This is a genomic window from Fodinibius sp. AD559 (genome assembly GCF_052712805.1).
On the sequence record NZ_JBQPVW010000001.1, the window covers coordinates 195,541 to 221,292 of the forward strand.

Below are 25,752 nucleotides of genomic sequence, written 5' to 3' on the forward strand. Positions count from 1 at the left end.
TAATATTTTATATTTTTAGAAAGATTATTCTACATCGCCCATTAGCTTTTGTACGAATGGACTTGCAATTAAGGCAATGACTCCGCCACCGCCTACAATCATGGCTACCCACCAAAAGAGGCTTGCCTCAGAAAGAACTTCAAGTTGACCAGCCATAAGGCCTGCAAACAGATTTCCAACGGCAGCAGCCACAAACCAGATACCCATCATTTGGCTGACGCGTGATTTCGGTGCCAGCTTTGTCATCGATGAAAGTCCAACGGGGGACAAACAGAGTTCACCGGCTGTATGTAAAAAATAGGTAACAACGAGCCAGGCAGGGCTTACCGGATTTGCTTCGGTTGCATTGGCAGCACCCCAGGAGAGAACAAAGAATCCGGCCGCGAGACCAAATAATCCCAAACCAAATTTAACGGGAATAGATGGATTGGCATTACGAGCCGCCAACCACGTCCACATAAACCCAAAAATGGGTGCAAATACAACAATGAAAAATGGATTAATAAGCTGCAGCGTACTGGCAGGGGTTTCCCATCCGATGCCAATGCGCTGTATGAGCCACCACAGGAAGATGAGAACGCCAACCGAAGAAACAGCAACGACGCCTTTTGCAAAGTCCCATAAGTCATCACGTTTGTATACGCGGTAAACCACATAGAAGACGGGAATAGCTATCAGCAAAGTAATGAGTCCAGCAGTGGTAGTTCCAAGCCAGGCAACGTCTCCGATAGCACGATCGGTAAGATCTTTTGCAAATAGGTTAAGGGAGGAACCAGCCTGTTCAAATCCGCTCCAAAAGAGGGCGGCTAAAAAAAACAGCCAGAAAATGACACCCAGTTTCTTCTGTTCTTCCCTGTTGTGCCCGCCAAAGAAAATAATGTAGGCAAAAAAGGTAATGGTAATTGCAACAGCCGCACCGCCAAGATATTCAGCCAAGGTTTGCAGGGTAATATTGATAACTCCGGAGCTCATCAGAAATCCAAAGACCACAATTGCACCTGCTACTACTGATAAAATGGTGTAGAACCTTCGGCTCCGTGCATTGAGCACTTCTTGGCTTTCACCGGTTTTTAGATTTCCGGCGTTACCCAGAAATTTATATCCGTATTTGTAAGAGATAAGTCCAAGCACCATTCCGAATCCGGCCAGGGAGAACCCCCAGTGCCAGTTGTAGCCTTCACCCAAAACACCGCAAAGTAAAGGACCTAAAATGGCACCGAAGTTAATTCCCATGTAAAAAATAGAGAAGCCGGCATCGCGACGGGCACCGCCTTCGGGGTACAAGTCGCCAACCATCGAACTTACGTTTGGTTTTAAAAGTCCGGTACCGATGACGATAAGCGCCAAGCCAAGGTAGAAAAATTCAATCCATGGAACAGCCATGCTAAAGTGACCGGCAGCAATGATACAACCACCTACAAAAACCGCTTTTCTTTGTCCCCAAAGCTTATCGGCGACCCATCCACCCGGTAGTGAAAGTACGTAGACGAAAAAAGTATAAAGGCCATATATAGCGGTAGCTTTACCGACGCTGAATCCCAGGCCGGGATTACTACTCATGGTTTCAGCTGTCATGTATAGAACGAGCAGTGCGCGCATCCCATAGTAACTGAAACGTTCCCAAAGCTCAGTAAAGAAAAGTGTTGATAGCCCCCGCGGATGACCAAAAAAGTCATTTTGCTGGGCGGCGTCTACCGTCCCTGATTGTTCGTTTGCCATTGAAACTGGTATTTATTTAGAATTGCAATTCCCAATAATACATTTGATTTACGCCGTGCATGATAATTAAACCGACAAAGTGAAGCAACTTTAAAGTGTGTGTACTATATAACAAAAGATATTGAAGTGTTTTAGCTGGTTTAAATGGTACGCAATACCCATTAAATTTATTACATTGCCCAAAAATCCGAAGTAAAAACAGTGGTGATGAGTACAGAAAGAGGCGTTGAAAAAAATATTAAGGCACCAACCGGAACCGACTTGCAGTGTAAGGGGTGGCACCAAGAAGCCGCCCTACGAATGCTGATGAATAACCTTGATCCGGATGTAGCTGAGAAACCAGACGAATTGATCGTTTATGGTGGAAGCGGTAAAGCGGCGCGTAACTGGGAGTGCTATCACAAAATTGTTGAAACGCTGAAACGACTTGAGAATGACGAAACGCTTTTAGTACAAAGCGGAAAACCGGTTGGCGTATTTCAGACACACGAAGAGGCCCCGCGTGTACTTATCGCCAATTCACACTTAGTGCCAAACTGGGCCAATTGGGATGAATTTCGCCGCCTCGATAAAATGGGGCTTACCATGTATGGGCAGATGACCGCTGGTTCGTGGATTTATATTGGCACCCAGGGTATTTTGCAGGGCACATATGAAACCTTTGCGGAGTGTGCCCGCCAGAAGTTTGACGGTACGCTGGAAGGTCAGCTGTTAGTTACGGCTGGGCTCGGCGGCATGGGCGGTGCGCAGCCGTTGGCGGCCACGATGAACGGCGCGGCTTGTATTGCCATCGAAGTAGATGAAAGCCATATCGACCGGCGTATCGAAACCGGGTATTGTGATATAAAATGCACGAATCTGGATGAGGCACTCGAAAAAGCATTGGACGCAAAAGAAAAAGGCGAAGCGCTCTCGATTGGATTACTTGGAAATGTAGCAGAAGTGCTCCCCAAAATGTTGGAGAAAGATGTGATACCTGATGTGTTGACGGATCAGACTGCAGCTCACGACCTGCAGGTTGGATACATTCCCGCTGGCATGTCGATCGAGGAAGCGGCCGAAGAGCGGGAGCTGAATCCCGAGATGTACCAAGATGCCGTGCTCGATTCGATGGTTACTCATGTGGAGACCATGCTGAAAATGCAGGAAAAAGGGGCCATTACTTTTGATTACGGTAATAATTTGCGGGGACAAGTGGCTGATCATCGTGGTATGGAGGAGGCCTTTAACTTCCCGGGATTTGTACCCGCTTTTGTTCGCCCGCTGTTTTGTAAAGGATCGGGTCCGTTTCGCTGGGCTGCGCTGTCTGGCAATCCAGAAGATATTTACACCACTGATCAAGCGGTGCTGGATACCTTTCCCGAGAAAGAATCATTGAACCGGTGGATTCACAAGGCACAGGACCAGGTGCATTTCCAGGGATTACCTTCGCGTATTTGTTGGCTGGAATACGGTGAACGCGCCGAGATGGGTGCTAAGTTCAACTGGCTCGTTAAAAAGGGCAAAGTGGATGCTCCGCTTGTTATTGGACGTGATCACTTGGATGCTGGCTCGGTTGCTTCACCGAATCGCGAAACAGAAGGCATGAAAGACGGCTCGGATGCTATTGCCGACTGGCCGCTGTTGAATGCTATGTTAAATACTGCAAGTGGAGCGAGTTGGGTGTCGCTGCATCACGGTGGAGGCGTAGGAATTGGATACTCCATTCACGCAGGAATGGTCTGTGTAGCCGATGGTACGGAATCGGCCGATGAGCGCCTCGAAAGGGTGCTTACTAACGATCCGGGCAGTGGCGTTATGCGTCATGCTGATGCTGGCTACGATGAGGCTATTAAAACAGCTAAAGAACGCCGCGTGGATCTGCCGATGATAGATTGATATACAAGAGTTTTAACTCATATAAATTTTATGGTTTTAAGAATGATTTACAGAATAGCGATCCTTCTAAGCGTATTATTTTTTACAATTTCGTGTACTTCCCAAAATATGGCTGATGTAATAATTGCCGATACAAATATTGTTGATGTAGAAACAGGTGAAATAGCCGAGGGCCAGACGATCGAAATTCGGGATGGAAAAATTGCTGAAATTCATAATAGCGAAGTTGAAATCAATGCGGAGAATAGAATCGATGGATCCGGAAAATATGTGATTCCGGGATTGTGGGATATGCACGTGCATTTTCGGGGCGGAGATACATTGGTTGCCGAAAATAAAGATTTGCTTGATCTCTTTATTGCCAATGGGGTAACGACTGTCCGGGATGCCGGGGGAGATATTACTCCAGCTATTTTAGAGTGGAAGCAACAAATTGAAAAGGGTGAACTTCTGGGACCTAAAATTTTCACCTCCGGTCCCAAGCTTGATGGCCCTGATCCTTCCTGGGCAGGTTCAATTGAATTAAGTTCCGTGGATCAGATACCTGCTGCTTTTGATTCGTTGGAGTCGTTAAATGTTGACTATGTGAAACTATATGATAGTTCGATTCCTGCGGATGTTTACCTGGCAGCCGTCAAAGAAGCTGAGAAACGGGGCCTGAAGGTTACCGGACACATGCCGTTTACCGTTGATTTTAATGAAGCCGTGGAAGCGGGACTTGATGCTACGGAACACATGTATTATGTGCTCAAGGGCTCTTCATCCCAAGAAGAAAAGATAACTGAGGCCGTTCGTCAGGGTGAGTATAGTTTTTGGGCTGCTCTGACGGAAGTCATTGAAACATATGATGAACAAACGGCACAGAAAACGTATGAGCAAATGGCTAAATCCGGTACTGCAATAGTGCCTACGTTACATATCGGAAAAGTGCTGGCAGATCTTAATGAAGAGGATCACAGCGAAGATAAATATTTGAACTATATAGGGGAAGGGATACAGGAAACTTATCAAGGGCGATTGCAGGCTGCTAAAAGTAGGAGTGAAGAAGCAACACAACGGCGCCACAATTTAAGAAAACTATTTCTGGAGATGATTCCCGAAATGCATAATGCCGGTGTTAATATTTTGGCGGGATCTGACAGTGGGCCTTATAACTCGTTTGTGTATCCCGGAAAGTCTCTTCACAAAGAGTTGCAGGAATTAGTGGCCGCGGGACTAACCCCCTTGGAAGCTCTACAAACTTCTATAATTAATGGCCCTGAATTTTTCGGAGTTTCTGATGATTATGGCAAAGTCCAAAAAAACTATATGGCCGATCTACTTTTGCTTAACAGCAATCCACTCGATGACATCGAAAACACAGAAGATATTCATGCGGTTATTGTTGAGGGAGAACAGGTAGGCTTATCATATTAGGAGGTATGCTTGTAACAATTGAGCCCAAATTTCGTTTTGTAGCATCTAACGTTTTAGTAAATAAATGCCATGGAAACGATTCTGATCATCTTTGCTGCTCTTTTTATTGTTGCCGGATTTATCGGCTCATTTCTGCCCGTAGTTCCGGGAACCCCGGTAACTTATTGCGGATTACTGATTTTACAACTGGCCACGCAACCATTTTCAGCGACATTCTTAATTGTTTGGGCACTAATTGTAGCCACAATAATGGTTTTGGATAATGTAATCCCCGCGTACGGAACCAAAAAGTTTGGCGGATCAGCTTACGGTATCTCGGGTAGTATCGTGGGTATGCTTATTGGGATATTTTTCTTCCCACCCATTGGGATGATTGTCGGTCCGCTTGCCGGTGCTTTTGTAGGTGAAATCGTAGGCGGAAAAACCTCGGATCGGGCACTGAAGTCGGCGGTCGGCTCTTTTGCCGGGTTATTGGTAAATACGCTGATGAAAGTTATTGCCAGCGGAGTAATGGGATATTATTTTGTAGTAAATGTGTTTTAACGATTTGGCTTCTGGAAGATAATGACTCGGTCAGCAGGAAAAGAGAGGTGAGCATTCCAATGATCGGCAAGCCAACGAAAAGTATCTTCGGTATAAAAAGTAACGTGGGTTAGGTCCAGCCGGTAATGCCAGTCGGCGAAGAAGTCCTTATCATCTTCGGCGATCTTGGTCATGATGCCCAGATATCCACCGGGACGCAGGCAGTTCCACAGTCGTTCTAATTCTTTTCCGGGATGAAAGAGGTGCTCCACCACTTCGGTAGCCGTGATGAAATCGTAGGTTTCTTCTAAGACCGAAGGGTCATCATCATAAAAAGAATCGTAAATGCGCATCGTGTGCCCTGCTTCTTCAAACATCAGGCTGAGCGTTGGTCCCGGACCTGATCCGAAATCGAGCCCCATAGATTCGGTTTCCAATCGCTTGTTTAGCGGATCAAAAAGCTGACTTAAAAAATTGCGGTAACCTTCGTCCTCGGGATCGTTTTCGTGGGTTTCATAACGGGCAAATTCCTCGTTGCGGTCGGGACGATCTTTGGATGGTGCAAATATTAATCGGCAGCTTTGACACTGAAAATAATCCGAAGAATAGTGTTCGGAGGTATCTTTATAAAACAGCTGAACGTCTTGGTTGCTGCACAAAATGCAGGAAGGCACATTCATATTTAACAAGAAAAAGTGACTTAAATTAATTGACTCAAAGTTGAAACAAAAAGATAAGGGATCAAAAAAAATAATTTTAATGAATGAACGTTCATTCATTATTGTTGAAGGTTGTATAATGGCAAGAAAACCAAATAATCCTTAATAAGAGCATACAGAAGTTATGGCAGGGAAGGAAAGTAACAAGCGAACGGCCTTGTTGGAAGCTACGCTCAGATTGGTGAGTAATCACGGATTTCATAATGCGCCTATGTCGGAGATTGCTCAGCTGGCGGACGTATCGGCCGGTACCATTTATCTCTATTTCGATAACAAGCAGGATCTTGTTGATAGTTTATATCTGGAGACTAAGGCGGCGTTTACGGATGCGGCTTTTCAGGATTATTCTAAAGATATGCCTGTGAAAGAGGGCTTCAAGCATGTTTGGCACAACATGGTTGAATATAAGATGAACAACCGAATGGAAGCCAATGTTCTTTCTCGCTGTGATAACTCCCCTATTATTTCAGAGGAGGTCAGGGAGAAAGCCTTAAAGCACCTGCAACCGTTGCTTGATCTCTGGAAGCGTGGACAGCAACAGGGGATGATTCGTCAGGTTTCGCCCTACCTGCTATATGCCAATACGGTGTACCCGCTTTCTTTTTTTGTAGCTGTTGAAGAGCGTGACGAACATCATTTATCCAAAGAGTTGCGACAAGAAGCATTTGAGATGGCTTGGAATGCTATCAAAGTCTAAAAAGAAATTGATATCACAAAGTGTATAACATTGAATAAGATCAGAAAAATATTATGAATACTGTAATTACCTTAGCAAATCGACCGGAAGGAAGACCAGAGATTTCAGATTTTAATTTTGAAACTGAAGAAAAGCCAATTCCCGATGATGGAGAAGTGCTGCTCGAGACAAAATACGTATCGGTAGATCCCTATATGCGGGGACGTATGAGTGATGCAGAATCCTATGTTGCTCCCTTTGAGTTGGGGGAACCTATTGAGGGTGGTATTGTGGCCAAGGTCGTTGAATCCGAGAAGGAGGACCTTATAGAAGGAGATTATGTATCGGGACGGCTGGATTGGAAAGAGTACCAGGTATCTGATGGAGAAGAATTGAGGAAAGTTGATCCGGAGGTGGCACCACTTTCAGCTTATCTTGGCATTCTGGGTATGACCGGGCTTACTGCTTATATAGGATTGACAGAAATTGGCAAGTCCGAGGAGGGTGAAACGCTGGTAGTTTCCGGAGCAGCGGGAGCTGTAGGAAGTGTTGTTGGACAGATTGGTAAAATACAAGGCTGTAGGGTTATAGGCATTGCAGGATCTGATGAAAAGGTAGAGTTGTTAAAGTCGAAGTTCGGCTTTGATGACGGCATCAATTACAAAACTACCGATGATATGGGCGCTGCCATTGCAGAGGTTTGTCCCGATGGAGTAGATATTTATTTCGATAACGTAGCCGGAGAAATTTCGGACGGTGTACATCAACATATAAACCGATTTGGACGCATTATTAACTGTGGCGCTATTGCGCATTACAATGCCACTTCGGTTCCAACGGGTCCACGTGTAGAGCCAATGTTGATTAAAAAGAGCGCATTAATGAAGGGATTCATTGTAGGAAACTATGAAGAGAAGTTTCGGGAGGCCGTCAAACAGCTGGCTCAATGGTTGGGGGAAGGCAAGCTGGAATATTCCGAAACCATTGTGGAAGGTTTTGATAACATTCCACAGACCTTCCTGGACCTTTTTGATGGTAAGAATAAAGGAAAGATGCTTGTAAAAGTTTAAATAAGGTGTGGTTATAAACAGTAAATAACATTAATTAATAAAGAGTATATAGTATTATGAACATCCTTTTTGTATTAACATCGCACGACGAACTGGGAAATACCGGAAAGAAAACCGGTTTCTGGATCGAAGAATTTGCCAGTCCCTATTACGCCTTTCAGGATGAAGGAGCGGACATCACACTTGCATCTCCAAAAGGAGGTCAACCGCCTATCGATCCCAGCAGTGATACTCCGGATGCTCAAACAGAAGCAACCGAGCGGTTTAAAGATGATGAAGACCTCCAGCAAAAATTGGCGAAGACAAAAAAGCTGTCGGACGTCAATGAAGCGGATTTTGATGCCGTATTTTATCCCGGCGGGCATGGACCGCTTTGGGATCTGGCCGATGATGAGGATTCCATTAACCTGATTGAATCGTTCAACAAGTCAAACAAACCGGTTGGTTTTGTTTGCCATGCACCCGCGGCTTTGAAAGGGGTTAAGGGAACGGATGATGAGCCTTTAGTGAATGGGAAAAAAGTTACCGGCTTTTCAAACGAAGAGGAAGAAGCTGTCGGTCTTACCGATGTAGTACCTTTCAAAGTAGAAGATATGCTTATTGAGAATGGCGGTAAATATAGCAAGGCCGATTCTTGGGAGGCGTATGCCGTGGAAGACGGTAACCTGATTACTGGCCAGAATCCCGCTTCATCGGAATTAGTTGCCCAAAAGATGTTGAGCCATCTTAAATAGTAGTTCTAATTCAGAATTAATTATTAAAGGGATTGGCGGGAAACGCGCTGATCCCTTTTTAAAATGCTGGGTGAGATATCGGATTGATCGATTGGCTTTAGATTTTCTCAATACAAGGGTATTAATAGAAGGATTTTTTGTTTATGGAATGATAACAAGTTGGGCAACTGTCGCTATTCTCCTATCTTCTGGAAAACGAAAACAAACTGTTTAGAAGTTCGATGATAAAATTAGATCAGTTGTACTCCGACCTTGCAGATAGCATTGAAAGTCTGAAAGAAGACCCCTCTTCCGTGAAAGAGTCCCGGCAAGTTGTAGAAGATGCCCTTGATCTCGACGAGCCGATGTATGGCATTAACACCGGCTTTGGGGCACTGGCTAATAAAAGGGTGGGGAAGGAGGAGCTAAAGCAGCTGCAGCGCAATTTAGTTTTGTCGCATTCAGTAGGAGTAGGGGAACTCATCCCCAAAGATATTTCTCGGCTGATGTTACAACTCAAAATTCACGCGTTGGGATTGGGTAATTCGGGGATATCTGAGAAGACCTTCGACCGGCTGATCTATTTTTCTGATCATGATCTAATTCCCGCCATGCCTGAAAAGGGAAGTGTAGGAGCATCAGGTGATCTGGCGCCGCTGGCACATATGTCACTTCCCCTGTTGGGCTATGGGCTGTTCTGGAATGAGGATGGTACCGATACCATCCCAGCCGAAAAAGTATTGAATGAACATGAATTGGAGCCCATTAATTTGCAGCCTAAGGATGGACTGTCACTAATCAATGGTACTCAGCAGATGGGGGCGTATGGAGCGTACGTACTGGAAAAATCACTAAGTATGCTGAAAGCTGCCGACCTAATTGCCGCGATGAGTTTAGAGGCGTTGCAGGGAAGCATTAAGCCGTTTGATGAGCGTATCCACGAAATTCGTCCACACGAGGGACAGCAGCAAGTAGCCCGAAATGTACGCAATCTTTTGGTAGAAAGTGAGATTTTGGAGTCGCACCGTGATTGTGGGAAAGTGCAGGATCCCTATTGCTTGCGGTGCGTGCCGCAGGTGCATGGTGCCAGTCGTGATGGGTTGCGATATAGCAGTCAGGCGATAGAAACGGAGCTCAATTCGGTAACCGATAATCCATTGGTATTTGAGAATGGCGATATCATCAGTGGCGGTAATTTTCACGGACAGCCGTTGGCGTTAGCCCTTGATCACGCTAAAATCGCATTGGCAGAGCTGGCAAGTATTTCGGAGCGACGAACGTACTTGCTGCTGAAAGGCCATGATGGCTTGCCCGAACTACTGATGGAGGAAACGGGTATTAACTCCGGATTTATGATTCCGCAGTACACTTCGGCTTCCTTAGTATCAGAAAACAAAGTGCTGTGTCATCCTTCTTCGGTGGACTCCATTCCCACCAGCTTGGGTCAGGAAGATCACGTGAGCATGGGAAGTATCAGTGCGTTAAAACTGCTGGAAGTGTATCAGAATGTGGAGCAGGTACTGGCTATTGAGCTGTTTACTGCTGCCCAGGCACTGGACTTCCGCAAGCCGCTAAAGCCGGGCAAAGGCGTAGAAATTGCACACAAATTTATTCGCGATGCCATTCCTCACGCTGATGAGGATCACTATTTTAAGGATGATATCAGCAAGGCGGTAGAACTGCTGCAGAACCGGAATATGGTCGAAGAAGTGGAAAAAAAGCTTACGAAACTGGTATAAATGATAAGTAAGGACACGGCGCGTCGTGTCCTTACAATTCAGTCTGTCTACTGCATGATTTTTGACTCGTTGTACAATCAGTAAGTGATAGTGATAATAACTTAAGAGGATTAATTATTATCGTAGGGTGTTCGTTAGAAAAGGAATTCAGCGTTAATTGATTTATTATCTATGGCAATACTTAAAAATATCGGGTTTTTAGCGACTTGCAGAGATAAAGGTGGGCAGGGAGAGATCCATCCCATAAAAAATGCGGCAGTTGTCTGGGAGGATGACACTATTTCGTGGGTAGGATCGGAATCTGATTTGCCTTCGAAATATAAGAATGAAAAAGCATTTGATGCCGATGGAAAAATAGTAATCCCGGGCCTCATAGATTCTCATACGCATCTGGCATTTGGGGGTTGGCGTCCCGATGAGTTCGCGATGCGGGTGCAGGGCAAAAGCTATCTTGAAATTGCTAAATCGGGGGGTGGAATTCTGTCGACGGTAAAAGAGACCCGGCGGGCCAGCGAAGATGAACTTTATGAAAAGGCATCTGGATTTTTAAAAGAGATGGCTAAGCTGGGCGTGACCACTGTTGAGTGTAAGAGCGGCTATGGGTTATCGGTAGAGGATGAGCTGAAAACGCTGCGAGTGTATCAGCGATTGGATGAAGATCAACCGATGCAAATTGTTCCCACCTTTTTGGGTGCACATACCATTCCGCCTGAATATAAAGAGAACCGGGAGAGATATATTGAGCTGGTGATTAAGGAGATGATTCCAGCCGTTGCAGAGCAAAAGTTGGCTGAATTTTGTGATATTTTTGCTGAAGAGTCGGCTTTTTCAATTGAGGAATCGCGCAGAATTTTGCTGGCAGCGAAGGGAGAAGGATTAATACCCAAGGTGCACGCTGATCAGCTTACCTCTTGCGGAGGGGCTGAACTGGCGGCGGAGGTGGGAGCGGTCAGCGCGGATCATCTCGAAAAGATTTCGAACGAAGGAATTAAGGCAATGGCAAAAGCTGGTGTGGTGGGCGTGACGCTTCCGCTGGCTTCTTTGTATACACAGGAAAAATCGCTCAACTGCCGCAGGTTGGTTGATGGGGGTGTGGAAGTAGCAGTGGCTACGGATTTTAATCCGGGTTCAGCCCCCAGTTTCGATCTGCCGCTGGCGATGATGTTATCCTGTAATCAAGGCCGATTAAGCCCCGCCGAAGCGTTGAAGGGCGCCACAATTTATGCAGCCAAGACGATTAACCGAGATGAAAAACTGGGTTCTATCGAAAAAGGAAAATCTGCTGATTTCGCTATTATTGATGCTCCCAATCCCAATTTCTGGATGTATCATTATAAAGGAGCACAGTGCTTAGGAAGTTTCAAAAAGGGACGAAAACTTCTTAAGGGGTTTGAACAAATTCATCGATGATAATGCAACGAAATTATAATGTGGAAAGGGAAAAACGGAACGATTCTATTTCGAAGGTTATGAAAATAATGTTAGTGTTAAATAATTCTTAGCTAAAAGTAAGTTTCTTTTATAGATATTCTTGAATAACTAATTATTGAATATTGGGTACGACATTCATTTTCTTTGTTGCGGGACTTTTGCTGTTAATTTCTGGAGCTGAGCTATTGGTTAGGGGAGCATCGAAGCTGGCTGCCCGTTTGGGAATGAGCTCATTAATGATTGGCCTCACCGTGGTGGCTTTTGGGACGAGCGCACCGGAGCTTGCTATAAGCATGCAATCAGGATTCGCAGGGGAATCTGATTTACTGCTCGGCAATGTTATTGGAAGCAATATTTTTAACGTGCTTTTTATACTGGGGCTTTCTGCAATCATTACCCCTCTTACAGTATCAAAAAAGCTTATTAAGCTGGATGTTCCTTTCATGATTGTTGTTTCATTTGTGCTTTATCTCTTTGCCTTAGGTGGATCTATAGGCAGGATTGAAGGGGTTATTCTTTTTGTAATGTTGTTAATTTATCTGGGATATCTTGTCTATGATTCCAAGCAAAAGAATCTCATAGAGCAGGAGCCGTCGAAGGCAGACAATTCTCTACAGGCAGAGAGCCATTGGTTGTGGCATATAATTTTTGTTGTAGCAGGGCTCGGGCTACTTGTTTTGGGTGCTCACTGGTTGGTAGACAGTGCCGTAATATTTGCTGAGTACTTGGGATTAAGTAGTCTTATTATTGGACTTACTATTGTTGCTGCAGGCACCTCACTTCCCGAAGTGGCTACATCTATAATGGCAAGTATAAAGGGAGAGCGTGATATGGCAGTGGGTAATATTATAGGCAGCAACCTGTTTAATATGATGTGTATCGTTGGGTTAACAGCTACTATTTTACCGGAGGATATTTCTGTTGCAGATGGTGTACTCGCATTTGACCTGCCTGTTATGATAGCCGTTTCCATTGCATGTCTACCTATCTTTTTTACAGGAAATGTGATTACTCGATGGGAGGGATTACTGTTTTTGATCTATTATTTGGTTTTTGCAGCTTATCTGATTTTAACAGCAAGTCAACATAATGTGCTACCCCTTTTTAATACAGCAATGATATGGTTTATATTGCCTATAACAGTCATAACGATAATTGTAATTTTGGTTAGAGAATTTAGAACATAACGCATACTGTAATGGAGAATTTGAATAAGACGACAGTAGCAGTTCCGAATACTTTAGAAGATGATCCCCGAATTGGTCATTTCTTGGAAAAAAAGTTGGCTGAGGATGATTTACCGGAAGCAGTAATAATTGGATTTCCCTCGGATAAAGGTGTAACCAGAAATGGAGGGCGTGCCGGTGCTGCAGATGCCCCCCATGCTATTCGGGAGCAGTTATATAAGCTTACCCCCAATCCTGAAAACTATACTGCTTTTGTTGATCTGATTAGCCGATCTACAGATCTTGGTAATATTAATATCCGTTACGAAGTAGAGGAAGATCAACACCGGTTAGGAGAGATTGTTGCCAAATGTTTAGAGCAGGGAGTAGTGCCGATAACTTTGGGTGGCGGACACGAAACAGCATTCGGGCATTTTCTGGGCTATGCTAAAGCGGGATTGCAAACCTCCATTTTTAACTTGGATGCCCATACCGATGTACGTCCGCTAAAAGAGGGGCAAGCCCATTCCGGGTCACCCTTTCGTCAGGCTATTGAGCATGAAAGCGAATGCAGTGAAATGTACTTGGTAGCAGGATTGCAGCCGAATTCTGTAGCACAATCACACCTGAAGTATATAAAAGAGAGCGGGGGTGAATATATGTTGAGGGATGAAACCAATATTACCTCAATTTCGGGATTATTTCATCAGCACGAGAGTGACCGTCTTATGGTAACGTTTGATATGGATGCCGTTGACCAATCGCAGGCACCGGGTGTAAGTGCGCCTTGTGCAAATGGATTGCCTTCCGATTTGTGGTTGACGTCAGCATATTTAGCCGGGCGAAATGAGCAGGTTACGTCCTTTGACTTGTCAGAAGTAAATCCACGTCACGACCGGGATAATCAGACGGCAAAACTGGCCGCACTCACAATCTGGAATTTTCTGCTGGGATTAAGTGAGCGGGAATAGAACACAGGTAAACAGATAGCGCCGATTGATCTGGTTGGCACAGATTGGAAATATATTTTCGGCGGATACCTATTTAATCCGTTTTATGCACGTGCCCCTCGAATAAGATTAGCAAGATGGAACCTTTGTTTAGGGATTTTCGGTTTGTACTGCATTGTAAGAAATTTACAAATCGATAAAGGTTTCCCATGTACAAACTACAGCAAGAGCAGGTATTAGATACTTCAGCAGATCAGCTTTGGGAATTTATATCCCACCCGGCAAATCTTAACAAAATTACGCCTCCGGAACTTGAATTCACTATTATTAGTGATATTCCCGAGAAAATGTACAATGGGCTGCTTATTGAATATGATGTAAAGCTTCCTTTGTTAGGGAAATCGAAATGGATTACAGAAATCAAGCATATTGTCCCCGGAAAAGAGTTTGTCGATGAGCAGCGGATAGGTCCGTACCGATTTTGGTATCACCATCATAAAATAGAAGAGGCGGAATCGGGTGTGAGAATGATTGATGAAGTGAATTACGTGCCTCCCTATGGAATCTTGGGGAGAATCGTAAATATTTTGCTGATCAGGAATAAACTGCGCGATATTTTTGACTATCGAAAACAGTTGCTCCATCAGCGGTATAACAATTGAACCCCAAACTATGAAAGAAGTAAGTGTCATCCCGAACTTGTTTCGGGATCTGTAAGATAGATGATGAAACAAGCTCAGCATGACCTTGTTGCCTAAGGTCGAATTTTAATATCGATTTTTTCCGTAGGATCCTGCTCTTGATTTCGGATCGCCAGTTGCTGAATCACATTATTTGATAGCTCTACAAATTTTTGTGCCGACTTTGTTTCCATATCGCCCAGTACGATAGGTTTACCCTCGTCGCTGCTCTCGCGCACTTTTTGCTCTAACGGAATTTCTCCCAAGAAGTTCGTACCCATGCGATCGGCAAGGTTGCGAACACCATGCTTGCCAAAGATGTAGTATTTTTTATCCGGCATATCCTCTGGGATGAAATAGGCCATATTTTCAACCATGCCCAGAACTGGCACATTAACTTTCTTAAACATGGCCACTCCTTTACGGGCATCATCGAGAGCTACGTCCTGCGGGGTAGAAACGATAACAGCTCCCGTTAGTGGAACGGTTTGTACCAGCGTCAGCTGGATATCGCCCGTTCCGGGAGGAAGATCCAATACCATATAATCGAGTTCGCCCCACTCTACTTCATTCATAAACTGCTTGACGGCACTGGTTACCATCGGTCCGCGCCAGATCATGGCTTGGTCCGGATCAACAAGCATACCCATAGATAGAAAGCGGACGCCGTATTTTTCTTTTGGGATAAGCTTCTTTTGGGTTGTAATGTTGGGTCGTCCGTGGGCATCCATCATCGTAGGAATACTGGGCCCGTAAATGTCAGTATCTAACAGTCCAACTTTTGCCCCGGTGCGTGCTAATCCACAGGCCAAGTTAACAGCTACTGTAGATTTTCCAACGCCTCCTTTGCCCGAGGCTACAGCAATAATATTTTTCACGCCCGAAAGTACTTCCTCATCTTGATCTTGCTGCTGGTCTTTTTTCTTTCGATGACCCTGTCCCGGGAATTCCCCTTTGTCCTCGTTATCACGAAATTTTGAGATATTGACGGCCGTCGTTATATCAAGAACGGCATTCTCATCCACGAATTTGCGAATCGCATCTTCGCACTTCTCCTTAAGCTTGGATTCAAGTTTGGGATCTTTTTCGGGGAGATCAATCGTGAAGGTGATGAATGAATCCTGGACAATAAGATCTTCGATCATATCGAGGGTCACCAGATCTTTTTCCATCTCAGGATGCATCACATGGGTAAGTGCCGTACGTACTTGCTGCTTGTTAATGGCCATTGGGTAAAAAGGGTTCTGTTGTGGCTAAATTTTTTAGTCTTGAAAGATAACGATTTCTTTCCAGATGCTAAACGGTTATTGGGGATAAAGAATTCGGTTAAAAGGAATGCGAATGAGACGGATTGGCCGGATAGTCGCGAAACGAGAGTAAAAGAGTCTGGAGATAAATTGTCAGGTTAAATAACCCATGATGAGGTTCACTTCAAGCGAACTTATTTATAAAATTAGTCCACGGATGAATCTGTGGGATTAGGTGGCGATGTAGGACATCCCTAACAGAGGATTTTTAAAGCAGATCTACGTTTAATTATGATTCTCTATTCTATTGCGAAATCCGTATTTTAGTCGACTGGAAATTGATAAAAAGTCAAGTGGTCCTAACGAAGTTTAGAATCATACAAAAATAAAAGTAATCGATGTTAAAACGAACGCCCTTTTACGATCTTCATGAACAAGCCGGAGCAAAGCTTATAGATTTTGGCGGATTTGAGATGCCCGTGCAGTACGACAGTATCCGTAAAGAACACAACGCCGTGCGCGAAAAAGTGGGTATGTTTGACGTATCGCACATGGGTGAATTTTATGTGACGGGCGATGAGGCCTTGGATTTAATTCAGCATGTAACGATTAATGATGTCTCTAAGCTGATCCCGGGCAAGGCACAGTATTCGGCCATGTGTTATGAAGACGGTGGCATCGTTGATGACCTTCTGATTTATATGCTCGGAGAGAATGAATATATGTTAGTGGTGAATGCCTCCAATATTGAGAAAGATTTTGAGTGGATTGCTGAGAATAATTCCTTTGATGCGGAGCTTACTAATATTTCTGATGACACTTGCCTTTTAGCTGTGCAGGGACCAAAGTCTGTAGAAATGCTGCAAAAACTTACAGGCACCGATCTTTCGTCCATAAAATTCTATACCTTCGAGCTGGGTACGCTGGCCGGCTATGATGATGTAACGCTTTCGGCCACTGGTTATACAGGCGAAAAAGGCTTCGAGCTTTATTTCAATAAAGATCACGTTGACCCCGAAGCGATCTGGAAAGCGATTATGGAAGCAGGCGAAGAATTCGGTATCGAACCCTGCGGACTCGGCGCGCGGGATACACTTCGACTGGAAAAAGGATTTGCGCTCTATGGTAATGATATCACCAAAGATACGCACCCGCTCGAAGCCCGTATGGGTTGGCTCACTAAGTTGGACAAGGGAGAATTTGTGGGTCGTGATGCGCTACTTAAAGTCAAAGAGGAAGGGCTTTCACGAAAATTGGTTGGTCTTACAATTGATGATAAGCGTTCTATACCGCGAAAGGGCTATACCATTTTTGATGAGGAGGACAACGAGATCGGATTTGTAACAAGCGGCTCTCGTTCTATTACACTGGGTAATAACATCGCTATGGGATATGTGGATATTAATTACACTGATGAGGGGACATCCGTTTTTGTAGAGATCCGAAACAAAAAAGCCGAGGCTGAAGTAACAAAACCACCGTTTGTAAAATAAAAAGTGGTTGCAGAAAGTAATAGTTACTAATATATCAACTGAGACAAACAGAGATTAGGACATTATTTATTACATATGATAAATCAAATTGATGTATTTTCATCGGCCCACTCTTTTAAGGAAGAGGATATCCGCGACAAAACAGTGGTGATGATTGATGTACTGCGGGCCAGCTCAACAATGGTTACAGCATTGCAAAATGGTGCGAAGGGCGTTATTGCCGTTGAGGATATGGGGGATGCCAGCAAGATTTCGCATAACCTGGATGCGGAAAGCTTTTTGATGAGTGGGGAAAAAAATGGAATAACAATTGAAGGTTATGATCTGGGGAATTCGCCCTTGGAACATACCCAAGAGGTTGTAAATGGCAAGACGATCATTCTAAATACTACGAATGGTACAAAAGCAATTCGGCGCTGCAGTTTGGCGGATCAAATTATTGTGGGTTCGTTTCTTAATCTAAATACCATCGTTGAATACTTACAGAATCTTGATGAAGAAGTACTGTTGGTGTGTGCCGGATGGCGTGGTAGACTTTCACTGGAGGATATTCTTTGTGCCGGGAATATTATTTACGAACTTTATAGAGGAGATTTACCTAATGGGGCCAGAGATGGAGCAAAAGTTGCTTTTGGTCTTTATGAAAAATTTGGTGATGATATAGAAAATAGTATCAAATCGTCGAATTATGCAGAACGGCTTAAGGATATTGTAAGCGAAGAGGACCTTGAGTATTGTTGTCAACGCAGTATTACGGATATTTTACCTGCACTTAATGAAGGAATTATTACAGATATAAATGGCAAAGCAAAGTAGTTCAGATAGTTTTTTGGGAGGCCTTTCGGAATCCCGAAAAATGGAAATACTGGGGATTTTGGTGATGGCTGTCGGCGGCCTGCTTGGGTTCAGTATTGCTACGTATAATCCGGCAGACTATACGCTAATCCAATCGCTGTCGACCGATAGTTTATTTGCGCTGGATCAAGGTCCGGCCCTGCGTATCCAAAACGGATTAGGTGTTGTTGGAGCTTACCTGGCACACTTTTTTGTCCACCTGCTGTTTGGATATATGAGTATTGTTATACCGCTTATTATCGTGGGATACGGCTGGTTTATCTTCAGGAATCGGGATATAAGCCTAATGCTGTGGCCTACCGCTTATGGTATCTGGAGTATGGTGTTGTTATCAACGATTTTGGGATGGCTTAATACCAATTATGAGTGGGTTGAGTCGGTGTGGAATGGCTCGGCCGGGTTTTATATAGCTCGTGTGCTGCAAAATATTACGGGGATCGGTTCTATCATTATCTTGGCGGTATTGCTGTTAACTACCTTACTGGCACTGCTGGATCGTGATCTTCAGCACACTATAGAGCGGGTGAAGGATTGGATTGCGAATGTCAAGGAATCATATGCGGATTGGAAAGAACGCTGGCGCCAGGAAAAAGAGGAGAAAAGAAAACGCAAGCAACAGGAAGCCGAGCAAAGAGAGATTGAAAAGCAGCGACAAGCTGAACAGCAGATGCGTAAAAAGTCTCAAAAATCAGAGAAAAAGCAGGCTCAATCCCAGGCAGAAACGAAGGTCGAACCTGAAGAGGATGAGCCCGAATCCCGCTCTATTGATGATATTGTAGAAGAGTCACAGAAGCGCGATCGTGAGCGGATGCGCCAGGAAAAAGAAGAAGTGCAGTCACTCGATCAGCGTCCGCGGGCAGATATCGAAAAAAAGAAAATTGCCGAGGATGAAGAAGACGATGTCGATATTTCGGTGTACGTGGGAGAAGGTGATGAGCAGGCTGATGAAAAAGAGCTGGATAAGCAAAATAAGGATAAGGCGAAGGATGTTCCTAAGGTTCGCTATAAGTTTCCGACGATTGATCTGCTGGATTCTCCTCCAAATGAAGGTAACGACGTTGATCTTGAGGAGATCAAGGAGAATAAGCGCATTATCCTTGATAAGCTAAAGCGTCATAATATTGAAATCCGCAGTATTAATGCGATTGTCGGTCCCACGGTTACGCTTTATGAGCTTGATCCCGCACCGGATGTTAAAATCAGTAAGATCGAGAGTTATGCCAATGACTTGAAGATGGCTACGGCGGCGAAGGGATTGCGTATTATGGCGCCTATTCCAGGCAGATCGGCGGTAGGAATTGAGGTTCCCAATGGATCACGGGAAACAGTTTTTATTAAGTCGGTTATCAATACGAAGAAATTTGTAGAAAGTGATTATGAGCTGCCGCTGGCATTTGGTAAGACCATCGAGAACGAAGTATTTATGGTTGATCTGACCAAGATGCCGCACTTACTTATTGCCGGTGCTACAGGTTCAGGTAAAACAGTGGGAATAAATACGATTATTACATGTCTGTTGTACAAGTGCCATCCCGATGATCTGAAATTTGTGATGATTGATCCCAAGAAGATTGAGCTCTCACTGTTTCAGAAAATTGAGGAACACTTTTTGGCTACGCTGCCCGGCGCAGAAGAACCTATTATTACAGATACCTCAGCAGCCAAAGAAACGCTCGAAAGCCTGACCAAAGAGATGGACGAGCGCTACGATTTGCTGAAGGATGGGATGGTGCGTGATATTCGGGCTTATAACGAGAAATTTGATAATGGGGAGCTTGACGAGGATGAAGGACACCGCCATCTGCCGTATATTGTAGTGCTTATTGATGAGCTGGCTGATTTGATGATGACGGCCGGAAAGGATATTGAGGAACCGATTGCCCGATTGGCTCAGCTGGCCCGTGCGGTAGGGATTCATTTGGTAGTTGCAACACAGCGTCCGTCAGTGAATGTGGTTACCGGAACGATAAAAGCTAATTTCCCCGCACGTATTGCTTACCAGGTGGCCTCAAAAGTAGACTCGCGTACGATCCTTGATACCGGCGGTGCAGATCAGCTCATTGGAAGCGGTGATATGTTGTTTACCAACGGTGGCGGCATGACGAGAATCCAGAATGCGTTTGTATCTACAGAAGAGGTTGAAAGTATTACCGATTTTATTGGTAATCAGCGAGGATACAATAATAAGTACGAGTTACCTGTTTTAGAAGATGAGACCTCATCAAGTGGTGACATCCCTGATCCACTCGATGATATTGATGAACTTTTTGAGGCGGCTGCCAAAGTTATTGTGCTGCATCAACAGGGATCGGTGTCGCTGCTGCAGCGAAAACTTAAGATTGGTTATAATCGTGCCGGAAGAATTGTTGATCAGCTGTATAATGCCGGTATTGTTGGTCCTTACCAGGGCAGTACGGCGCGTGATGTGTTAGTTGACGATGAAGAAGAATTAGAGGAAATATTAGATGATCTGGAAGAATTTGAGCGATAAATTAAACATATTTTTTGTTGTAATAATTATTGGTGTGGGGTTGCCTTCGTTGGCTTTGGGACAGCAATCCTATTTTTCAGACTTAAAACAGACATTTGAAGAGGGATCTGTATTTAAGGCTGATTTCCATCATCAAACCGTAGATTCCTATACCCAGGATACTGTTGCAAGCAGTGGACGTATTTGGGTTGGAGGTCAGCAGTACAGAGTTGAGGCCGATAATAAGTCTGTTGTTGTGGATGGGGAAACCTCGACGGTTTATGATGAGGACAGAAATCGGGTTATCATTAGCAAATATGAACCGGAAGATGATGACTTTGCCCCCTCGCGAATTCTGAATGGAGTTGATTCTACGTTTACGGTACAGGCTCAAGAAAAGCGAGATGATGATATATATATATTATTGTCTTCGGATGATCCTTTTGCGATATACCAGAAGGTCGAAATATTTCTTTCAAAAAGTCTGGTACCGAAAAAGATTGAAGCTGTAGATCCGGCCGATAATGTAATTACTACAACCTTTTCTGAGGGTGAATTCATGGATCCGGAAAAAGGAATGTTTAAGCTTAGCTATCCCGAGAGTGCCGAAAAAGTTGACATGCGAAACTAACATACTGTTAGAGATTAATGTATAAAAAAGTAATTAAGATCGGGCTCGCACTATCGCTGGGAGTCCTTTTTCTGTGGTTGGCTTTTCGTAATGTGCAGTTGCAAGAAGTGTGGGAATATTCGAAGAACATCCAGTTTGGATGGTTACTTCCTTTCGCAATTACGGCCCTGTTCAGCCATATTTTTAGAGCCGAACGCTGGCGTCTGTTTATTGAGCAGGACAAGGAAGAGCTTGACCGCATAACCTTAATTTCTGGGGTGCTGGTTGGATACATGATGAATTTGGTAGGCCCGCGTTTTGGAGAGGTTTCCCGACCGGTATATGTGGGCAAAAAGGAGGGACTGAGCAGTTCTAAATTAATGGGGACCATTGTATTGGAGCGCGTAATTGATATTGCCGTAATGGCGTTTCTAATGGTTGTGGTGTCGGTGTATGTTATTGCTGATATGAATCTGTTGCGGCAAATTTTTGGAAATGAAACTATTAACTTTCTTACCAATGAATCGAGTTTGCTAACCTATTTATGGGTAGCTTTTTTGCTGGCAGCAGTTTTTGGCATTGGTTTCTTGTTGATCAGATTTGTAGTCTATCTTGGCTCCAGGTTTGAGGTTCTACGAAGGTGGATTTTTAAGGCAAAAAGGGCCTTTATTATGTTTCGTAATGGACTGCTGGCAGCACGGGATGTAGAACGGTGGTGGTTGTTTATTCTTTACACCGTTTTAATCTGGTTCTGTTATACTTTAATGACCTATATTCCATTTTGGATGTTCGACATGCAAGAGGTATATAATCTGGATTTGCTGGATGCACTCGTGATTACGGTTATTTCTGCCATCGGTATTGCTATTCCGTCGCCCGGTGGTTTGGGCACCTACCACTATTTTGTAAAACAGTCGCTATTGGTATTATTTGCCGTGCCCGCAGTTACCGGTATCGCATATGCAACGGTTACTCACGGAGTGATGGTGTTATTTGTTTCAAGTATAACCCCAGTATTTTTGTTCATTGATAAGCTCCGATCGACCAGGGCGGGAGAGTCGGTTATATAAATGTATCGGAAGAATGCTATAAAGATTTTCTCCTACAAGTTAGGTCTTGTTGCAATTCACTCATTCTTTTTTCGTTATTCGAAACAGAGGGACAGGAATCTGGTATAAATTGGTCTTAATTGATACATTAATCGTTGCAAAAAAATTAGTACCTTTAACACTGATTTTTGAGCACTACAGCAGTAAAATTTATATGAAAGGGATATCAGCAATAGCACTTATTATCGTAACGGTTTTGGCAGCTAATCCCATAGCTGCACAACAGCAACAGGATTCCGAATCGTCGATGCTGCCGGAGATCGATCCGCAGGACATTGAAATTCGCAGCCAGTTCCAGGCCCGATTTCCCGGGTTACGCCGACAGCCCATATTGGGGTTTGATCCGAACCCACGAGTATATCAGATTGATCCGAACCGGACGCCCTTTATGGAAACGCATGAGCAGGTCGTAGCAAACTTGCCGGTAAGTCAGTTGTCCCGTCCTGCCCCGCCACGTTATATGGCTTTCCCTTATTCTTCTCCACAGAAGGTATTTGGCCGCTTAGGTTTTGGTAGTTATATAAGCCCCGAGGCTCAATTTTGGGGCGTAAAGCAACTGAACAATAAAAGTTATATCGGGGGAGATTTTGACTACTCCTCTTCTGATGGGCATTTGGATAATCAAAACAGTAGCTTTCGATTTTTTGATGCTAATGCAAAATATGCTACAAAGCTGAGTAAAAAAAGCCAGCTTTCAGTAAATGGGGGGCTAAAAACGAGTTTTAATAATATGCTTGATCTGCCCGCTACTACCATACCGGCTGATGCTCGTAAAAAGTATAGCGGCATTAATTTAGGAACCGAATTTCGACATTTTAAAAATAGCATTACCGGCTGGAAAGCAAGCGCCGGTATCCGCTATTACAATATTGATCTAAAAAATGCGGATGGGTTAACCGGACAGAGTGAAGAACGGGTATATAACGTTTCGGTAGCTAAACGATGGGCCGGTGGAAATACAGATGAAACTTTTACTGCCAAGATTGGTGCCAAGGGTGGAAATTATGAAAATGCCATAGCACAAGATTCGTGGCTTACCGCTCAGGGTGGTTTGGTGTATGAACGACTGTTTAATTATGCAACTAATGTGGAGGTAGATGCCAGTGTCTATTATGCACAAGATGGGATTGATAGTAAGGTATATCTGGGACCAGAGGTGACAGTAGAACATCCACTGTTGGATATATTGACGTTAAAAGTTACTGCTGGAGCCCAGCCCTATATGAAAACATTAGAGCAGCAACACTCAAAGAACCGTTTTTTAGCGGTGCAAAATAGACTCCAACACACCTATCGCCTGTATGGAAAAGGAGAGGCCAGTATAGAATATGCCGATCAGGGTGAGTTTAATTTTGGATTCCAGTATGAGGACTTTTCCAACTATCCTATTTTTCTACGCTCCGATAACGGACAGTTCGGAAATCCTGTGTATGAATTTTATGAGATGCGGTATAGAGATGCTTATAAAGTATCAGCCTATGCCAGTGTGGTACATCAAATTATTCCTGAGAAATTACGGGTGAATGGGAAGATCTATTTGCGTTCTCCCAAACTTAAAGGTGGCGGACGTATTCCGTTTGAGGAAAAAATCGGTATTAACTCCGGCATAACAGTACAGCCCTTTGATGGAATTACTTTCGAAGCGTGGGCTGATTATGTAGGTTCACGAAGAACCTTTCAAACAAATGAAAAACTGGATAGCTTTATATTGTTTGGAGGACAGGTCGATGTGCAAATTACCGAACGGTTTGGAGCCTATATAAAGTTAGTCAATATATTAAATCAGGATTATGAAGTTTGGCAAGGGTACAATGAGCGACCCTTTCAGGCGTATGGCGGGGTAACAGTAAAATTATAATGGCAATGGATAAAGAGTTTTTAAAAGCTTTTTCTGAGGTTATCCGTGAAGAGGTGGCCCGAAAAAATGATGTATATCTTAAAGGCGTTGGCCGATTCGAATTTAAACATCAGAAACAATTTCAAAAACAGTATGACAGCGGCCGGGTTGTGATGATGCCGCCAAAGGATACCATCACTTTTATTCCGGAAAACTAACTGGGGATATGACTATCGACAAGGAACAACTGATATCACTTCTTGAAGAAAAAACAGGCTTGGAGCGCGAACAGGTTGAGACGCAGCTCTCAGAGTTGATAAACCGAATACAAAAGGCGGCTGAAGAGGATAAAACTTTTGAAGTGGAAGGATTCGGTACGTTTAGCATGGAAGAGGGAAGTTTGCAGTTTGAGCCCGGGGATACCCTTGAGACCGAGATCAATAATAAGTATGCAGGGATGAAGCCCATAGAGCTTATAGGGGCCTTTAAAGAGCCCGAAAGTGATGAGGAAGTCCCCGAAGTGGATATGGCAGATGTGCAGCCTGGCGATATAGATACGGAGGATAAATGGGCTTTTGATTCCGGCGCAGTAGAAGGTGAGAAGGATAAAAAACAAGAAGCAGAACCAATTGAGTCTGAACCAGAGCTGGATGATGAAAGACCTGAAACGGAGAAGGATACTGGATCAGAAGAAATAGAAGAAGATCAGCAAGAAGCAGAAGAAGTTTTTGATACCGTTTTCGGAACAACAAGTGAAGGATCTTCTGCACCAGAGACTTTGGAGACTGAAACGGCAGAAGTCGAAGCTCAAGAGGATGAGTTTGGTGAAGACAATTCTGAAGAAAAAGCTGAAGTCCCGGCAGAAGATGAAAAGGAAAAACCAAGCGATCCTATTGGAACTATTATAGTTGCTGTGGTAGTGGTGTTGGTTATAGGAGTTGGCGGATGGCTGACTTATGATTTTGGTTTATTCGGAACGAGTAATACTGAAATTTCAACGACATCACCTCAGCCTACCGAAACAGTAGAACCTACTGATGACAATACGCAATCAGAAGAACAATCTTCTGATCAAGATGAAGAGGATGTGGAACCTGAACAGCCGTCAGCAGTATCAACAGGGGAAGAAGATGTTGGTAGGCAATCAACTCCTCAGCAGCAAGATCGGTATGGGTTGCATGGAGAACCCAATCAGGCTATTGCCAATGGTTATACTATTGTTGTACATTCGCTGCGAAACCAACAGCAAGCTGAGCAAAATCGTCAGCAACTACAGGAGGCTGGTTATCGTGCATTAATAAATCAGGCTCAAGTAGAAGGGGCTACCTATTACCGGGTGGGTATTGGTCAGTTTGAAACGATCAGCGATGCCCAGCAGGCGATAGGTGATATCCCCAAACGATACCGCGACAACAATTTCATAAAAAGAATTTAATAATAGAATCGTAACTA

Annotated in this window: 22 protein-coding genes; 19 read left to right on the top strand and 3 right to left on the bottom strand. The window is 44.1% G+C overall.

Going from position 1 to position 25,752, the window contains the following annotated elements; translation table 11 throughout:
- Window positions 1–24: 24 nt before the first annotated feature.
- Complete coding sequence (locus tag ACQ4LT_RS00920; protein ID WP_445664120.1) at window positions 25–1,719, bottom strand: peptide MFS transporter; 1,695 nt, start codon at window positions 1,717–1,719, stop codon at window positions 25–27.
- A gap of 207 nt (window positions 1,720–1,926) precedes the next feature.
- On the opposite strand from ACQ4LT_RS00920, the gene hutU reads away from it, so the two are divergent.
- The 3 genes from hutU to ACQ4LT_RS00935 all read left to right on the top strand — a co-directional run bounded on the left by hutU (window position 1,927) and on the right by ACQ4LT_RS00935 (window position 5,556).
- Window positions 1,927–3,597, top strand: a complete 1,671-nt coding sequence (gene hutU, locus ACQ4LT_RS00925; RefSeq protein ID WP_445664121.1) for a urocanate hydratase — start codon at window positions 1,927–1,929, stop codon at window positions 3,595–3,597.
- Window positions 3,598–3,705: 108 nt separating this feature from the next.
- A complete protein-coding gene (locus ACQ4LT_RS00930) occupies window positions 3,706–5,013 on the top strand; it encodes an amidohydrolase family protein (RefSeq protein WP_445664122.1) in 1,308 nt (435 codons plus the stop codon).
- A gap of 69 nt (window positions 5,014–5,082) precedes the next feature.
- On the top strand, window positions 5,083–5,556 hold the full coding sequence (locus ACQ4LT_RS00935; RefSeq protein WP_445664123.1) for a DUF456 domain-containing protein: 474 nt from the start codon (window positions 5,083–5,085) through the stop codon (window positions 5,554–5,556).
- Here the strand turns inward: ACQ4LT_RS00935 and ACQ4LT_RS00940 are convergent.
- Window positions 5,553–6,215, bottom strand: a complete 663-nt coding sequence (locus ACQ4LT_RS00940) for a class I SAM-dependent methyltransferase (protein WP_445664543.1) — start codon at window positions 6,213–6,215, stop codon at window positions 5,553–5,555. The two genes, ACQ4LT_RS00935 and ACQ4LT_RS00940, sit on opposite strands and share 4 nt — an antisense overlap.
- Before the next feature lie 163 nt (window positions 6,216–6,378).
- Here ACQ4LT_RS00940 and ACQ4LT_RS00945 point away from each other — a divergent pair, with 163 nt between their 5' ends.
- From ACQ4LT_RS00945 to ACQ4LT_RS00980, 8 genes are all read left to right on the top strand, one after another.
- A complete protein-coding gene (locus ACQ4LT_RS00945) occupies window positions 6,379–6,951 on the top strand; it encodes a TetR/AcrR family transcriptional regulator (protein ID WP_445664124.1) in 573 nt (190 codons plus the stop codon).
- A gap of 53 nt (window positions 6,952–7,004) precedes the next feature.
- Window positions 7,005–8,000: an NADP-dependent oxidoreductase gene (locus tag ACQ4LT_RS00950; RefSeq protein WP_445664125.1), complete on the top strand. Its 996-nt coding sequence runs from the start codon at window positions 7,005–7,007 to the stop codon at window positions 7,998–8,000.
- A gap of 56 nt (window positions 8,001–8,056) precedes the next feature.
- Window positions 8,057–8,734, top strand: coding sequence for a type 1 glutamine amidotransferase domain-containing protein (locus ACQ4LT_RS00955; protein WP_445664126.1), 678 nt, complete (start codon window positions 8,057–8,059; stop codon window positions 8,732–8,734).
- Between the two features lie 221 nt (window positions 8,735–8,955).
- Complete coding sequence (hutH, locus tag ACQ4LT_RS00960; RefSeq protein WP_445664127.1) at window positions 8,956–10,452, top strand: histidine ammonia-lyase; 1,497 nt, start codon at window positions 8,956–8,958, stop codon at window positions 10,450–10,452.
- A gap of 171 nt (window positions 10,453–10,623) precedes the next feature.
- Window positions 10,624–11,862: an imidazolonepropionase gene (hutI, locus tag ACQ4LT_RS00965; protein WP_445664128.1), complete on the top strand. Its 1,239-nt coding sequence runs from the start codon at window positions 10,624–10,626 to the stop codon at window positions 11,860–11,862.
- A gap of 143 nt (window positions 11,863–12,005) precedes the next feature.
- Window positions 12,006–13,070, top strand: a complete 1,065-nt coding sequence (locus ACQ4LT_RS00970) for a calcium/sodium antiporter (RefSeq protein ID WP_445664129.1) — start codon at window positions 12,006–12,008, stop codon at window positions 13,068–13,070.
- An 11-nt stretch (window positions 13,071–13,081) separates the two neighbouring features.
- Entirely contained in the window at window positions 13,082–14,020 is a 939-nt protein-coding gene (locus ACQ4LT_RS00975; protein ID WP_445664130.1) for a formimidoylglutamase, read from the top strand.
- A gap of 188 nt (window positions 14,021–14,208) precedes the next feature.
- A complete protein-coding gene (locus tag ACQ4LT_RS00980; protein WP_445664131.1) occupies window positions 14,209–14,661 on the top strand; it encodes an SRPBCC family protein in 453 nt (150 codons plus the stop codon).
- 92 nt (window positions 14,662–14,753) lie between these two features.
- Here ACQ4LT_RS00980 and ACQ4LT_RS00985 read toward each other — a convergent pair whose 3' ends face one another.
- Entirely contained in the window at window positions 14,754–15,908 is a 1,155-nt protein-coding gene (locus tag ACQ4LT_RS00985) for an Mrp/NBP35 family ATP-binding protein (protein WP_445664132.1), read from the bottom strand.
- A gap of 416 nt (window positions 15,909–16,324) precedes the next feature.
- Between ACQ4LT_RS00985 and gcvT the strand changes: the two genes are divergently transcribed.
- From gcvT to ACQ4LT_RS01025, 8 genes are all read left to right on the top strand, one after another.
- Window positions 16,325–17,419 carry a glycine cleavage system aminomethyltransferase GcvT gene (gene gcvT, locus ACQ4LT_RS00990; protein WP_445664133.1) on the top strand — a complete coding sequence of 365 codons (1,095 nt, stop codon included), beginning with the start codon at window positions 16,325–16,327 and terminating at the stop codon, window positions 17,417–17,419.
- Window positions 17,420–17,494: 75 nt separating this feature from the next.
- Complete coding sequence (locus tag ACQ4LT_RS00995) at window positions 17,495–18,235, top strand: 2-phosphosulfolactate phosphatase (RefSeq protein ID WP_445664134.1); 741 nt, start codon at window positions 17,495–17,497, stop codon at window positions 18,233–18,235.
- The gene (locus tag ACQ4LT_RS01000) at window positions 18,219–20,765 is read left to right on the top strand and encodes a DNA translocase FtsK 4TM domain-containing protein (RefSeq protein WP_445664135.1); all 2,547 of its coding nucleotides are present in this window, start codon (window positions 18,219–18,221) and stop codon (window positions 20,763–20,765) included. Before ACQ4LT_RS00995 ends, ACQ4LT_RS01000 begins: the two co-directional genes overlap by 17 nt.
- Entirely contained in the window at window positions 20,740–21,375 is a 636-nt protein-coding gene (locus ACQ4LT_RS01005) for a LolA family protein (RefSeq protein ID WP_445664136.1), read from the top strand. The genes ACQ4LT_RS01000 and ACQ4LT_RS01005 overlap by 26 nt, the downstream gene beginning before the upstream one ends.
- Window positions 21,376–21,392: 17 nt before the next feature.
- A complete protein-coding gene (locus ACQ4LT_RS01010; protein ID WP_445664137.1) occupies window positions 21,393–22,424 on the top strand; it encodes a lysylphosphatidylglycerol synthase transmembrane domain-containing protein in 1,032 nt (343 codons plus the stop codon).
- A gap of 193 nt (window positions 22,425–22,617) precedes the next feature.
- Window positions 22,618–24,321, top strand: coding sequence for a hypothetical protein (locus ACQ4LT_RS01015; protein WP_445664138.1), 1,704 nt, complete (start codon window positions 22,618–22,620; stop codon window positions 24,319–24,321).
- Window positions 24,321–24,518: an HU family DNA-binding protein gene (locus tag ACQ4LT_RS01020; RefSeq protein ID WP_445664139.1), complete on the top strand. Its 198-nt coding sequence runs from the start codon at window positions 24,321–24,323 to the stop codon at window positions 24,516–24,518. The genes ACQ4LT_RS01015 and ACQ4LT_RS01020 overlap by 1 nt, the downstream gene beginning before the upstream one ends.
- 8 nt (window positions 24,519–24,526) lie before the next feature.
- Window positions 24,527–25,735, top strand: coding sequence for an SPOR domain-containing protein (locus ACQ4LT_RS01025; RefSeq protein WP_445664140.1), 1,209 nt, complete (start codon window positions 24,527–24,529; stop codon window positions 25,733–25,735).
- Window positions 25,736–25,752: the final 17 nt, after the last annotated feature.

Excerpts from the sequence above, each read along its gene's own strand:
- ACQ4LT_RS00920 (WP_445664120.1), bottom strand. The coding sequence starts at position 1,719 with ATGGCAAACGAACAATCAGGGACGGTAGACGCCGCCCAGCAAAATGAC.
- hutU (WP_445664121.1), top strand. The coding sequence starts at position 1,927 with ATGAGTACAGAAAGAGGCGTTGAAAAAAATATTAAGGCACCAACCGGA.
- ACQ4LT_RS00930 (WP_445664122.1), top strand. The coding sequence starts at position 3,706 with ATGGCTGATGTAATAATTGCCGATACAAATATTGTTGATGTAGAAACA.
- ACQ4LT_RS00935 (WP_445664123.1), top strand. The coding sequence starts at position 5,083 with ATGGAAACGATTCTGATCATCTTTGCTGCTCTTTTTATTGTTGCCGGA.
- ACQ4LT_RS00940 (WP_445664543.1), bottom strand. The coding sequence starts at position 6,215 with ATGAATGTGCCTTCCTGCATTTTGTGCAGCAACCAAGACGTTCAGCTG.
- ACQ4LT_RS00945 (WP_445664124.1), top strand. The coding sequence starts at position 6,379 with ATGGCAGGGAAGGAAAGTAACAAGCGAACGGCCTTGTTGGAAGCTACG.
- ACQ4LT_RS00950 (WP_445664125.1), top strand. The coding sequence starts at position 7,005 with ATGAATACTGTAATTACCTTAGCAAATCGACCGGAAGGAAGACCAGAG.
- ACQ4LT_RS00955 (WP_445664126.1), top strand. The coding sequence starts at position 8,057 with ATGAACATCCTTTTTGTATTAACATCGCACGACGAACTGGGAAATACC.
- hutH (WP_445664127.1), top strand. The coding sequence starts at position 8,956 with ATGATAAAATTAGATCAGTTGTACTCCGACCTTGCAGATAGCATTGAA.
- hutI (WP_445664128.1), top strand. The coding sequence starts at position 10,624 with ATGGCAATACTTAAAAATATCGGGTTTTTAGCGACTTGCAGAGATAAA.
- ACQ4LT_RS00975 (WP_445664130.1), top strand. The coding sequence starts at position 13,082 with ATGGAGAATTTGAATAAGACGACAGTAGCAGTTCCGAATACTTTAGAA.
- ACQ4LT_RS00980 (WP_445664131.1), top strand. The coding sequence starts at position 14,209 with ATGTACAAACTACAGCAAGAGCAGGTATTAGATACTTCAGCAGATCAG.
- ACQ4LT_RS00985 (WP_445664132.1), bottom strand. The coding sequence starts at position 15,908 with ATGGCCATTAACAAGCAGCAAGTACGTACGGCACTTACCCATGTGATG.
- gcvT (WP_445664133.1), top strand. The coding sequence starts at position 16,325 with ATGTTAAAACGAACGCCCTTTTACGATCTTCATGAACAAGCCGGAGCA.
- ACQ4LT_RS00995 (WP_445664134.1), top strand. The coding sequence starts at position 17,495 with ATGATAAATCAAATTGATGTATTTTCATCGGCCCACTCTTTTAAGGAA.
- ACQ4LT_RS01000 (WP_445664135.1), top strand. The coding sequence starts at position 18,219 with ATGGCAAAGCAAAGTAGTTCAGATAGTTTTTTGGGAGGCCTTTCGGAA.
- ACQ4LT_RS01005 (WP_445664136.1), top strand. The coding sequence starts at position 20,740 with ATGATCTGGAAGAATTTGAGCGATAAATTAAACATATTTTTTGTTGTA.
- ACQ4LT_RS01010 (WP_445664137.1), top strand. The coding sequence starts at position 21,393 with ATGTATAAAAAAGTAATTAAGATCGGGCTCGCACTATCGCTGGGAGTC.
- ACQ4LT_RS01015 (WP_445664138.1), top strand. The coding sequence starts at position 22,618 with ATGAAAGGGATATCAGCAATAGCACTTATTATCGTAACGGTTTTGGCA.
- ACQ4LT_RS01020 (WP_445664139.1), top strand. The coding sequence starts at position 24,321 with ATGGCAATGGATAAAGAGTTTTTAAAAGCTTTTTCTGAGGTTATCCGT.
- ACQ4LT_RS01025 (WP_445664140.1), top strand. The coding sequence starts at position 24,527 with ATGACTATCGACAAGGAACAACTGATATCACTTCTTGAAGAAAAAACA.